We start from the raw sequence: 12,442 nt of genomic DNA on the forward strand, positions 1-12,442 counted from the left end.
GGGGCAGTCCGGAGCGAAGGCTCCGGACCGCAATCGTGGGCGCTCGCCACCCAGCCGTCCGCGCCGACGGGCGGCCTACGAAGCACTCCGGCCCACGAAGCAATCAAACCGAGCCGGAAAAAAGTCCCCGAAACCGCTACTCAGACAACGGATCCTGAAACTGCGAACACTTCACCTGCACCAGCCTCCGATCCTGCAACCGCAAAGCCGTCAGCGACCCGCCCCAAACGCACCCCGTATCCAGGCAAATTACGTCCGGCCGCTGCAACAACCCCAGTGTCGACCAATGCCCGAACACGGTCGTGACATTACGCGTGGCGCGGTTGGGCACGTCGAACCAGGGCACCAGGCCGGTCGGCCAGGCGCCCGGCGTTACCTTGGTGGCGAATTCCATGTGGCCATTGGGCGTGCACAGGCGGATGCGCGTCAGCGCGTTGATGATGACCCGCATGCGTTTGCCGCCCTTGTGGTCTTCCTTCCACGTGGCCGGCTCGTTGCCGTACATCTTTTGCAGCGCCTTCTGCCAGTTCGGTCCGCGCAGGGCGTCCTGGACTTCGCCGGCCAGGGCCAGCGTCTTGGCCACGTCCCACTTGGCCAGCGTGCCGGCGTGGACCAGCAGATGGTTCTGTTCGAAGTGGGCCAGCGGGCGAAAGCGCAGCCAGTTGATCAGGTCGGCCGCGTCCGGCGCCCGCAGGACGTCCTCGAGCGTGTCCGATTTGGACGGCTTGCGCACCCCCGCGGCCGTGGCCAGCAGGTGCAGGTCATGGTTGCCCAGCACCGTGGTCGCGCGGTCTCCCAGGTCGATGATGCGGCGCAGGGTTTCCAGCGATTCGGGGCCGCGGTTGACCAGGTCTCCGGCGAACCAGAAGCGCGACTGGGGGTCGCCGACCAGTTCGGGGTGGGACAGCAAGCGATCCAGCGGCGAGCAGCAGCCCTGCACGTCGCCGATCATCCAGATACTGCCGTTCATGCGGGACTTTTGCTCCAAGGCCAACGTTGTTGCGCGATCCGCGTGATGGTGTGGCGATACTCCATGTAGCCCATCGCGCCCAGCGCCACGATCATGGCGCCGATGTTCGGACCCAGGGCGGTCAGCCAGGCCGGCCATTTGCCCAGCATGCCGACGTTCAGGGCCAACTGGTTCAGCATGAAGAAGCCCACGCCCAGCAGGATGCCGATGAAGACCTTGGCGCCTACGCCGCCGCGGCGCGTCTGCATCAAGCCGATGGGAGCGGCAATGGTGATCATGACCAGCAGGGTGAACGGATACGCCAGTTTGCGCCACAAGGCGACGACCTGTCGACCATATTGCAGTTGGTTGTTGCGCAAATAATCCACATAGTCCAGCAGCGTGGCGATGGACATGCGTTCAGGGGTCAGCACGCGGGCCAGCAGGCGTTCGGCGCTGAGTGTCGTGTCAATCCGACGCTCTTGCACCTTCACGACAGTCGCCGGTGGGTTCTTCGGTGGGCGGGCATCGGCCAATGCTTCGGCCGCCTGATCGTCGAGTCGCGTTTCAGTGACATTGTTCAGCCACAGGTCGCCATGGAGGAACAGGCCGAGCGGCGAGGTGGACAGGACGGACAGCGTCTGGTCTTTCTTGAACTCGTAAATCGTGACGTTGGTTACCTGGCCGTCGCCCTTGAGTTCGCCGATATTGATGATGCGGGTGCCGCCGTTGGCGGTGGGTTCCTTGAACCAGTAGCCGCTCTTGAGGCGGTCGCCGCCGGCCTTGCCGCGGAACAGCAGGTTGGCCTCGCCGGATTTGATTTCGGCCCAGGGTGTGACGTACTCGGACAGCAGGCCCGCGCCTATCATCAGCGGGATCGTGACGATCCAGAGCATGCGCAGCAGCTTCATGCCGCTGACGCCGGAGACCCGCAGGATGACCAGTTCATTGCGCTGGGCCAGCCCAGCCAGCGCCAGGATGGCGCCGATCAGCAGGCCGATGGGCAGCAGGTCGTAGAGACGGGTCGGGATCGCCAGGGCCTGCATGTACAGCAGGGCCATCATGGAGAACTTGTCGCCCACGTTGTCCAGATCGTCCACCAACGCGAAGAACGTGAAAAGGCCCAGCAGGGCCATGAGGACCACTGCGCAAGAGCGATAGATCTCGCGGGCCAGGTAGCGACGTGCGGTGCGCATGAAAGAAAGGAGGAACGCCTAAACCCGAAAGCTTAACAAATCCCGCCGCCGAGGGTGGGGGCCATAGGGCCGGATCCGTGTCAGGGAATGTCGACCATCTGCATCCGCCGCGTCAGGACGCCGACCCGGGAGTTCAGGTACCGGGTATTGCGGTGGGCGTCATAGAAACGCGGGTTGGGCAGCATGGCCGCCAGCCGGGCCGACTGGCTGGCCCCAAGGTTGGCGGCCGAGGTATTGAAATAGTGCTTGGCGGCGGCCTCGGCGCCGAACACGCCTTCGCCCCATTCCGCCACGTTCAGATACAGCTCCAGGATCCGCTCCTTGCTCATGACGTGTTCGATCATGTAGGTCAGGACGAGTTCCTGGCCCTTGCGGATATAGCTGCGGGAGCTGGACAGGAACAGGTTCTTGGCCAGTTGCTGGGTGATGGTGGAGCCGCCGCGCATCTTGCTGCGGCCGGCTTCCTGCTGCTTCTGGTTGTATTCCCAGGCCTTGCGGATGGCGTCCCATTCGACGCCGTCATGCTCGGTGAAGTTGGAGTCCTCGGACGCCACCACCGCGCGCTTGAGGTTGCGGTTGATCTTGTCGTAGGGCACCCATTCGTATTTCAGCTCGAAATCGGGGTTGCCGTCGCTCAGGCGGGAGCGTTCCTCGCGCATGATCGCGCTGCTGCCCGGGGGGCGGTAGTTGTACCAGACCACCTGGGCGAACAGCCAGAACTGGTAGAGCAGCACCAGGCACACCAGGGCCATCAGCGCGCCGCTGATGATCCGGAACCAGGAGCGGCCCTTGCGCGTCGCCATGCCGTCTATTGCCCGGCCTTGAGCGCCTCGCGCAGCGCGGCCAGCACGGGGGCAGGGTCGGGACGCACGCCATGCCAGATGTAGAAGCTTTCGGCCGCCTGGCCCACCAGCATGCCCAGGCCGTCGGCCGCAAGGGCGGCGCCGTCGGCTTGGGCCTGTCGCATGAAGGCGGTGGGCTGGGCGCCGTACATCATGTCGTAGGCGGCGGCGCCGGGCGCGTAGAGGCCCGGCGGCAGGTCGGGGGCGGCGTTCTGCAGGCCGCTGGCGGTGGCGTTGATGACCAGGTTCCAGCCGCCGGCCAGGGCGGCGTCCGCCAGGCTGCCGCCGGTGACCGCGGTCTGCGGCGACACGCCGCTGTCGCGCCAGGAGGCGGCCAGTTCTTCCGCCTTGGACGCGGTGCGGTTGACGATGTGGATGCGGGCGCAGCCGGCCTCGGCCAGCGGCTGCAGCACGCCGCGGGCGGCGCCGCCCGCGCCGACCATTAGTACGGACGCCCCGGTGAGGCGCAGGCCCAGGCGCAGCAGGTCCGACACCAGGCCCACGCCGTCGGTATTGCAGCCATGCCAGGCGCCATCGCGCCAGGACAGGGTGTTGACCGCGCCGGCCAGGCGGGCGCGGCTGGACAGGCGGCCGGCGGCCAGGGCGTAGGCGTCCAGCTTGAAGGGCACCGTCACGTTCAGGCCCAGCCCGCCCTCGGCCACGAAGGCGGCGACGGCTTCGGCAAAGCCGTCCACCGGGGCCAGCAGGCGGTCGTAGCGCAGCGGCTTGCCGGTCTGTTCGGCAAACATGGCGTGGATCTGAGGCGAGCGGCTGTGCGCGATGGGGTTGCCGATGACGGCGTATCTGGCGAGAGGGGGCGCCTCGGTCATGGGGCTTGTGTTTCCAGGGTGTCGTTGACGAAATGCCAGGTGCGGGTGATGACCAGCACGTCCGTGTCGCGCGCGATATCGGGCGGGAACGGCGGGAAGGGCGCGGCCAGCTGGACGATGCGGCGGGCCGCCTGGTTCAGCACGGCATGCGGCGAGGGCTGGTCGATCTCGACATCGGCGATGCTGCCGTCGGCGCGCACCGACACCGTGATGCGCAGGGTCCCGTAGATGCGGCCGCGGGCCTCGTCAGGGTAATGCTGGGTGCCGACCGTTTCGATGCGGGTGCGCCAGGCGTCCAGGTAGGCGGCGTAGCGCGAGGCCTCGGCGGAGGGCGCCACGAACTGCTTGCGCGGCTCGGCGCTGTATTGCTGCACCCGCGCCGCCAGCGCGGCCACCTGGGCGCTCTGGATGAGGCTGGCCTGGTCCTCGGCATCGCGGCCGAGGTCGGCGCCGTCGGGCCAGGGGTTGACGGCCTGGCGCTCGGCGCCCGCCTTGTCAGCGGCGCGCAGCTGGGTCATCAGGCGGGTCTGTTCGGCTTCCAGCTGCACCTGGCGCCGCCGCATGGCCTCCAGCACGATGGTCTCCGCCGATTCGCCGGTGCGGGGCAGCGGGGTGGTGGACATGCCGCGCTCGGCGTTGCCGCCGCCGCTCATCTGGTTCTGGGCCTGCGCGCGTGGCGCTTCCGGCGGCGTTTCGCTGCGGGCATTGAGCAGCACGACTTCCAGGCTGGTGACCGGAGGACGCGATAGCGCGGGCGCGCCGAAGCGCCACGCCAGGGCGCCGGCGTGCACCAACAGCGATATCGCGATGCCGATGCGCAGGTAATGCTGGGCGGGGGCGCCCAGCCACCGCAGGTACCGGCCCAGCGGGGAGGGGGAATCAGCGAGGTGTTGCACCTGCGCATTGTAGAGCCAGTCCAGGCCCGCCGGGCGCCAGCGGCGGTTCACACTGACAGCCTAGACCTGGCTTGCGGCAGCCCGGGGCCCCGGGCCTGCCCCGGGGCGCAAGCCGGCAGGCGCTTCAGGCGCCGGCGCGGGGAAACACCCAGACCTTGCTGGCGGGCAGGGCCAAGCGGCAGGGACCGGGTTCGCGTCCTTCGGGGCCGTAGGCGCGCAGCGCCAGGGTATGGGCCGGGTCGGCGTCGGGGGTGCGGAACAGATACTCCCAGCGGTCGCCCAGGTACATGCTGGTCAGCAGCGGCATGTCCACGTGGTTGCCGTCGGGGTCGTCCGCCAGCCGCACCTGCTCCACCCGGATGACCGCGGTGGCGTCCTGGCCCTGGGCCACGCCCGGGCTGGCCTTGCCCCACAGCGACCAGCCGCGGCCTTCGATGCGGGCCTGGCCGTCACGCACTTCGGTGACCTTGCCGTCCAGGCGGTTGTTGCTGCCCATGAATTCGGCCGTGAACAGGGTGGAGGGCGAGCCGTACATTTCCTGCGGCGTGCCCTGCTGTTCGATCTTGCCGTTGTTCAGCAGCAGGATGCGGTCCGAAATCGCCATGGCTTCGCTCTGGTCATGCGTCACCATCAGGGCCGACAGGCCCAGGCGCATGATCAGCTCGCGCAGGAAGGCGCGGGCCTCTTCGCGCAGCTTGGCGTCCAGGTTGGACAGCGGTTCGTCCAGCAGGATGACGGGCGGGCTGTACACCAGCGCCCGGCCGATGGCCACGCGCTGCTGCTGGCCGCCGGACAGGGCGTGCGGGTGGCGCTGGCCCAGCTTGCCCAGGCCCAGCTGGTCCAGCACGGCCTGCACGCGTTCGCGCACCTCGGCGCCGGGCGTCTTGCGCAGCTTGAGCGGGTAGGCCACGTTCTCGAACACGGTCTTGTGCGGCCATAGGGCATAGGACTGGAACACCAGGCCCAGGTTGCGTTCCTCGGCCGGGACCTCCTTCTTCGCCGCGCCGTCGTAGACGACGCGCTCGCCGATGGTGATGCGGCCGCGCTTGGGGCCTTCCAGGCCGGCCACGGCGCGCAGCAGCGTGGTCTTGCCGCTGCCCGAGGGGCCCAGCAGCGACACCACTTCGCCCTGGCGCAACTGCATCGACACGCCCTTGAGCACCGGGTTGTCGCCGTAATCCAGGTGCAGGTCTTCTACAGAAAGCTCAATCATGAAGTTTGACTCCGAATCGCAGGGCGACGCCCAGGCCGATCACGACCAGAACGATATTGATGAAGGAAAGCGCGGCCACGATGTCGATGGCGCCCGAGGCCCACAACGACACCAGCATGGAGCCGATGGTCTCGGTGCCGGGCGACAGCAGGTAGACGCCGGTGGAGTACTCGCGCTCGAAAATCAGGAACATCAGCAGCCAGGAACCGATCAGGCCGTACTTGGCCAGCGGCACGGTGACGTGGCGGGTGACCTGGCCGCGGCGCGCGCCGGCGCTGCGGGCGGCTTCTTCCAGCTCCGGCCCCACTTGCAGCAAGGTCGAGGAGATCAGCCGCAGGCCATAGGCCATCCACACCACCGTATAGGCCAGCCACACGCTGAAGATGGTGCTGCGCATGGCGCGCAGCCATTCGATGAAGTTCTCGCGCAGCCATTCCGCGAAGGGCAGGGCCGACAGCCAGCCGCCTTCGTCCAGGGCGTTGTCCAGCCACATCGGCACGAACAGGAACACCCACAGGAACGCCAGGCCGGCCAGCAGGCCCGGCACCGCGCGCGGCACCAGCACGCTGTAGTCCATGAAACGCGTGACATTGTCCGGCTTGCGGTGCATGGCCAGGCCCACGAACATGTAGCAGAGCACGGCCAGCGCGCCGCCGAACACGCCGATGGCCACCGAGTTGACGATGGCGCGCATCAGGTTGGGCTGCGAGAACACGGTGCGGAACGCGTCCAGCGACAGCACGTCGAACAGCGACACGCCCATGCCCCAGTTGGACACGAAGGCGCGCAGCAGCACGCCCATCAGCGGCACCACGATGGTCACCAGCAGCCAGAACGCCACCACCGCGCCGGCCATCCAGCGCCACTTGCCCAGCGGCAGGGCACGGGCCCGCGAGGCCTTGCCCTTGACGGTGACGAAGCGGTTGGCGGTACGCATCAGGCGACGCTGCAGCATCACCAGGGGGATCGTCATGCAGATCAGCACCACGGCCACGGCGGCCATCAGGTGATAGGACGGGATGCCCAGCTTGTTGGTGAGCTTGTACAGATAAGTCGCCAGCACCAGGTTGCCTTCGGGATCGCCCAGCACCAGCACCAGGCCGAACACTTCCAGGCCCAGGAAGAACAACAGCACGGTGGCGTACAGCATGGCCGGACGCACCATGGGCAGGCTGACCGACACCATCACGCGCAGCGGCGAGGCGCCGGACACGCGGGCGGCCTCCTCGACGTCGGAGCCCATGCTGCGCAGCGCCGACGAGATGTACAGATAGGCGTGCGGCACGTGGGTCAGGCCGGCGATGATGACGATGCTGGTCAGCGAATAGACGTTCCAGGGCACGAAGCCCAGCAGGTTCTGCGCCCAGATCGAGAAAAAGCCCACCGGGCCGGCGGCCACCACATAGCCGAAGCCCAGCACCATGGGCGACACGAACACCGGCACCAGGATCAGCGGCTCGATCCAGCGGCGGCCGGGCAGGTCCGTGCGTATCATCAGGAAGGCCAGCATGCCGCCCAGCGGGATGGCGATGATGGCCAGGCCGAAGGCCAGGATGAAGCCGCTTTTCAGCGCCTTGTAGAAATCGGGGTCCGCGAAGATGAAGCGGAACGCGTCCAGGCTGAAGGTCTTGGACGGGGCAAAGAAGGGCGCGGACAGAAAGCTCTGGATGATGATGAACGACAGCGGCACATAAATCGCCAAAGCCGTGATCAGCACCACCACGCCGCGGGGCAGGGACTGCCATTTCGAGCGCAATGACTGCATGGGGAATCCTGTGTTCTTGAATGGCGCGAGGGTCGCGCGGCCGGGTCGGGGGCGACCGCCCCGGCGGCGGTCAGGCGGACGGCGGCGCGCCGCCGTCCCCTACGCGCGAGGCGGCCCGGAGTCGTGGCTCCGGGCTGCGCGGCATTACTTGCCTGCCGCAGCGCGCCAGTCCTTGATGAACTGCAGGCGCTTGTTCTGCTCCAGGTAGTCCAGCAGCGTTTCGTTGACCGGAATCGGCTTGAGCGAGGCGCCCAGCTTCTTGGTCATGCCGTCCACGTCGTTGTCGCCTTCGATGTCGTCGCGCACCGAGGCCAGGTCGGCCTGGTTCGCCAGGATGGTCTGGCCCTTCTGCGACAGCAGGTAGTCCATCCACAGCTTGGCGGCGTTGCGGTTCTTGGCCTTCTTGCTGATGAACGCGACGCGCGACAGGACCAGCGCGTAGTCGGTCGGGTAGGCCACGCCCAGCGACGGGTCGTTCTTGGCGCGGGTTTCGGCGTAGGAGCCCAGGATGTTGTAGCCGATCAGGTTTTCGCCGGACGACACGCGTTCCATCATGGTGCCGGTGGACGACTGCACGATCAGGCCGCCCGCGGCGATGCCCTTGAGCGTTTCGAAGTACTTGGGGTCGTTGACCTTGTCCTGCACCGCCAGCATGAAGCCCACGGCCGACTTCTCGATGTCGTAGGTGGTGACCTTGTTCTTGAACTTGTCCGGCTGGCTGGCGATCAGCTTGGCCAGGGCGCCGTGCGTGGTGGGGACCTCGGCGGCGGGGATCAGGCGCTTGTTGTAGATGAACACGGCCGGCTCGTAGGTGGTGCCGTAGGCCGAATCCTTCCACACTGCCCAGGCCGGCAGCTTGCCGACTTCCGGCGACTTGTACTGCAGGGCGTAGTCGGTGGCTAGCTTCAGCGCCGAGTCCATCGAGGAACTCCAGACGATGTCGCCGCTGGTGCCGCCCGCCGCCTGCTCGCTGATATAGCGGTTGTAGAGCTCGGTGCTGTTCATGTCGTTGTATTCGACCTTGACGTCCGGATACAGCGCTTCGAAGCCCTTGATGACGGGGCCGGCGGCCTTGGTGTCGGTGGTCGAATAGATGACGACCTTGCCTTCCTTCTTGGCGCCGTCCAGGATCTTCTGGTAGTCGGCCGGATAGCCGGCCGGCACTTGCTGTGCAAAGGCGCTGCCGGCGGCGAGGGCGAATGCAGCGGCGCAGGCGGCCGCCAGTTGGGACTTGGCAAGCATGGGTGTGTCTCCGATGAGTCTTGTGGTTGGAGCGGGATCCGTGTCCAGCTTGCGGGCATCTTAGGAGCCGGCGTCTGTCGTCGTCCTGTCATGGCGGCAGGATGCGTCTAGGGGAAATCCCTGGGCGGCGTGGGCGCGGCGCGCCCGAAAACGTCACGGCCGCACGGGCGTGTCCGTCACCAGCCGGATCCAGTTCTGCACGAAGCGCGAATGGCGGCGCTGGTCCAGTCCGACCAGCAGGGCGGGGCTCAGCACCACCGGCTGCACGATGCCCTGGGAACGCGCCAGCACCGCTTCGGAGGTCCAGCGGCCAGGCGTGTCTTCCATGATGGAGCCCAGCGCCGCATGGCTGGACGCCACCTGCTGGCCGGCCGGCGACAGCAGCCAGTCCACCAGCGCCCGGCCCAGTTCCGGGCTGGGCGCCTTGCGCGCGATCAGCACCGAACGCGCCAGCACCAGCACGTAGTCCTGCGGAAAGACCACGCCGATGGGCGCGCCCGCCGCCTGCCGCGACAGCGCGTAGGAGCCGAGGATGTTGTAGCCGATGTCGATCTGGTCGTTCTCGATGGCGTCCAGGATCTCGGCGCTGGTGGCTGACAGGCGCACGCCGGCCTGGCCCATGGCGTTGGCCAGCCCCCAGAAGTTCGACGACACCAGCTCGTCCTGTTCCGCCAGCAGATAACCCACGCTGCTGGCGGAAATATCGTAGGTGCCGATGCGTCCGCGCAGCGTCGCGGCGTCGCGCTCCAGCAGGCGCAGCAGGTCCTGGCGCGAGCGCGGCACGGTGGCTTCGGTATAGCGCTTGGGGTTGTAGACGATGACGGCCGGCTCGAAGGTGAAGCCATAGACCTCGTGGCGCCAGATGGCCCAGGACGGCAGCTTGGCGGCATAGGGCGAGGAATAGCTCAGCGCATAGCCGTCGTTGGCCAGGCGGATCTGCAGGTCCGAGGCCGAACTCATCAGCACGTCCACGTCCTTCAACTGCCCGGCGACGGCGGCTTCGTAGAGTTCGCGGCTGCCCATCTCGCGGTACACCACCGTCACGTCCGGCCGTTGCGACTGGAAGCCCTGGATCAGCGGCGCGACCACCGGCGTATCCGTGGGACCGGCGATGGTCAGGACGCGTGACGTGGGCTGCGGCGCGGGGTAGCGGGTGACGGTTTCCGCGATGCCGGCGGCGTGTACTTCGCCGGGGGATGAGGCCAGCAGCAGGCCCGCCATGCACAGGGCGCCCAGGCAGGCGGCTGCCGCGCGGCCAGGCGCGGAGCGCGCCAGCGGCAGGATCACGCGCGCCGTCAGGCCGCCTCCGGGACGGTCCTGCAACCAGAGCGAACCGCCGTGGGCGGCGGCCACCGAGCGCACGATGGACAGCCCAAGCCCGGATCCCGGTTGCGATTCTCCGGCGCGGCCACGGGTGAAGCGCTGCTGCACGGCGTCCTTCTCGTCGTCGGCCACGCCGGGGCCGCGGTCCGACACGGTCAGCGCCACGCGGAACCCCGCCACGGGCGTGGCCTGGATGTCCACGGGACCATCGGGCGCGTAGCGCAGGGCGTTGTCCACCAGGTTGCGCAGCATCTCGCGCAAGGCGACGCGGTCCCCGGCGATGCGGGCGCGGCGGACCTCGGGCGCGATCTCGATATGCAGGCGCTGCGCGTCCAGCGGGCCGATGCGGCGGCGCGTTTCGTTGACGGTCTCGGCCACGCCCACCAGGGTGCGCGAACCCTTGCCCAGGCGATGGGTGATGGTGGCATCCATCAGCAGCTGGTTGATCAGCTGGCTGGCATGGGTGGCGTTCAGGTGGATGCGTTCCAGGCGCGCATGCAGCCGCTGTGGATCGGTTTCGTCCAGGGCCACTTCGGCTTGGGCGCGCAGCGAGGCCAGCGGCGTGCGGACCTGGTGGGCGGCGTCCGCCACCAGGGTGTTGAGCGTGCCCATGACGCCGGACAGGCGCTGCATGAAGGCGTTCAACGCCTCGACCAGCCGCCGCACTTCGCGCGGCACGGGCGTCACCAGCGGCGCCAGATCGTCCGGCGCGCGGCCGCGCAATTCCCGTTCAACCACGGCAAGCGGCGCGAAGGCGCGCTGCACGCCGAACCACAGCAGGCCCAGCGCCACCAGGGACACCACCACCAGCGGCAGCGCCGTGCGCCCCAGGATCTCGTCAGCCAGCGCTTCGCGCGACCCCAGCGTCTCGGCCACGCGCACCGTGACCCAGCCGGCATGCTGGCTGGCCGACACCAGCCGGCCCACGGTGGCGACGCGCACGGGTTCGTCGTGATAGCGCAGATAGGCGAAGACCGGCGTGGCCGACTGCGCCAGCGGCAGGCCGGGCGCCAGGTCGTCGTAGCCGGTGATGAGGCGGCCGTTCGAGGTCCGGGCCTCGTAGAAGACCCGCTCGCCGCCCGACAGCATGGCCAGCGAGGACACCGGCGGTTCGACGGTGACGTTGTTGTCTTCGATCTGCACCGAGCCGGCGATGGTCAGCGCCGAGGCCGCCAGCAGCCGGTCGAAAGCCTGCTCCGCTGCGCGCTGCGCATAGCCGCGCAGGAAGAACACCAGCCCGATCAGCGCACAGGCCAGCAGCAGCACGCCCAGCGCGAAGACGCGGCGGCGGATGGAGAAGTTTTCAGGGTTCTTCATGGCTGCGGGCCTGATAGCCGACGCCGCGCACCGTGACGATATCGATCGAGGCGCCCGCCAGCTTCTTGCGCAGCCGCGATATCAGCAGTTCCAGCGCATTGAGGGTGCCGTCGTCCAGATCGAAGAGCTGGTTCATCAGCCGTTCCTTGGCGACGGTCTGGCCCAGCTTGCCGAGCAGGATCTCCAGCAGGCGGAACTCGCGCCGGCCCAACTCCAGCGGCGCGCCGGCCACGCTGACATTGCGGTTGGCGAGGTCCAGGCTGAGATTGCCATAGACGGTGATGCTGCTGGTCTGGCCGGCGGGGCGGCGCATCAGCGCGCGCAGCCGGGCTTCGAGTTCACGCAGGTCGAAGGGCTTGACCAGATAGTCGTCGGCGCCCAGGTCCAGCATGTCGATCTTGTCTTCGATTTCGGAACGTGCGGTCATGACCAGCACGGGGGCTTCCAGGCCGGCGGCGCGCAATTCCCGGATGACGGTGAAGCCGTCCTTGCCGGGCAGGTTGATGTCCAGCACCAGGGCATCCCAGGTCTCGTCCAGTCCCCAACGCAACGCCGCCACGCCGTCGCGCACCCATTGCACGCTGTGGCCGGCGAAGCGCAGCTTGCTTTCCACGGCATCGCCGAGATCGAGATTGTCCTCGACCAGCAAAATGCGCATGTGTTGTCTCCGTGTCTTTTGTGGCTTTCGGGGGGAGTTTATAGGGCTGTGAGGGTTCTGTGGGTCTTGATGCGGGCGGGCTGGGTTCTTAAGACGCCTGTCACGTCGGCGGCCTGCGGGGCGCGGGGCAACGATTGCGGTCCGGAGCGTTCGCTCCGGACTTCCCCATCCTCATCCTCGTCACCGCCTGCGGCGGTTCCTTCGGATTCCG

At 67.8% G+C, this 12,442-nt stretch carries 10 protein-coding genes; all 10 read right to left on the minus strand.

What is annotated here, in order from left to right; genetic code table 11:
• Positions 1-136 precede the first annotated feature (136 nt).
• The 10 genes from BRO63_RS01570 to BRO63_RS01615 all read right to left on the minus strand — a co-directional run bounded on the left by BRO63_RS01570 (position 137) and on the right by BRO63_RS01615 (position 12,231).
• A complete protein-coding gene (locus BRO63_RS01570) occupies positions 137-970 on the minus strand; it encodes a symmetrical bis(5'-nucleosyl)-tetraphosphatase (RefSeq protein WP_088138234.1) in 834 nt (277 codons plus the stop codon).
• Positions 967-2,145, minus strand: coding sequence for an LPS export ABC transporter permease LptG (lptG, locus tag BRO63_RS01575; RefSeq protein WP_088138235.1), 1,179 nt, complete (start codon positions 2,143-2,145; stop codon positions 967-969). The genes BRO63_RS01570 and lptG overlap by 4 nt, the downstream gene beginning before the upstream one ends.
• A gap of 80 nt (positions 2,146-2,225) precedes the next feature.
• A complete protein-coding gene (mtgA, locus tag BRO63_RS01580) occupies positions 2,226-2,948 on the minus strand; it encodes a monofunctional biosynthetic peptidoglycan transglycosylase (protein WP_088138236.1) in 723 nt (240 codons plus the stop codon).
• Positions 2,949-2,953: 5 nt separating this feature from the next.
• Entirely contained in the window at positions 2,954-3,817 is an 864-nt protein-coding gene (aroE, locus tag BRO63_RS01585; protein WP_088138237.1) for a shikimate dehydrogenase, read from the minus strand.
• Positions 3,814-4,713, minus strand: a complete 900-nt coding sequence (locus BRO63_RS01590; protein ID WP_088138243.1) for a TonB family protein — start codon at positions 4,711-4,713, stop codon at positions 3,814-3,816. Before BRO63_RS01590 ends, aroE begins: the two co-directional genes overlap by 4 nt.
• Before the next feature lie 124 nt (positions 4,714-4,837).
• A complete protein-coding gene (locus BRO63_RS01595) occupies positions 4,838-5,926 on the minus strand; it encodes an ABC transporter ATP-binding protein (RefSeq protein ID WP_088138238.1) in 1,089 nt (362 codons plus the stop codon).
• The gene (locus BRO63_RS01600) at positions 5,919-7,691 is read right to left on the minus strand and encodes an ABC transporter permease (RefSeq protein ID WP_088138239.1); all 1,773 of its coding nucleotides are present in this window, start codon (positions 7,689-7,691) and stop codon (positions 5,919-5,921) included. The genes BRO63_RS01595 and BRO63_RS01600 overlap by 8 nt, the downstream gene beginning before the upstream one ends.
• Before the next feature lie 144 nt (positions 7,692-7,835).
• Positions 7,836-8,933, minus strand: coding sequence for an ABC transporter substrate-binding protein (locus BRO63_RS01605; protein ID WP_088138240.1), 1,098 nt, complete (start codon positions 8,931-8,933; stop codon positions 7,836-7,838).
• 153 nt (positions 8,934-9,086) lie between these two features.
• Positions 9,087-11,573, minus strand: coding sequence for a sensor histidine kinase (locus tag BRO63_RS01610; protein WP_088138241.1), 2,487 nt, complete (start codon positions 11,571-11,573; stop codon positions 9,087-9,089).
• A complete protein-coding gene (locus BRO63_RS01615; RefSeq protein WP_088138242.1) occupies positions 11,560-12,231 on the minus strand; it encodes a response regulator transcription factor in 672 nt (223 codons plus the stop codon). The genes BRO63_RS01610 and BRO63_RS01615 overlap by 14 nt, the downstream gene beginning before the upstream one ends.
• Positions 12,232-12,442: the final 211 nt, after the last annotated feature.

The organism is Achromobacter xylosoxidans, assembly GCF_002192695.1.
Classification (GTDB): Bacteria; Pseudomonadota; Gammaproteobacteria; order Burkholderiales; family Burkholderiaceae_B; genus Achromobacter; species Achromobacter xylosoxidans_C.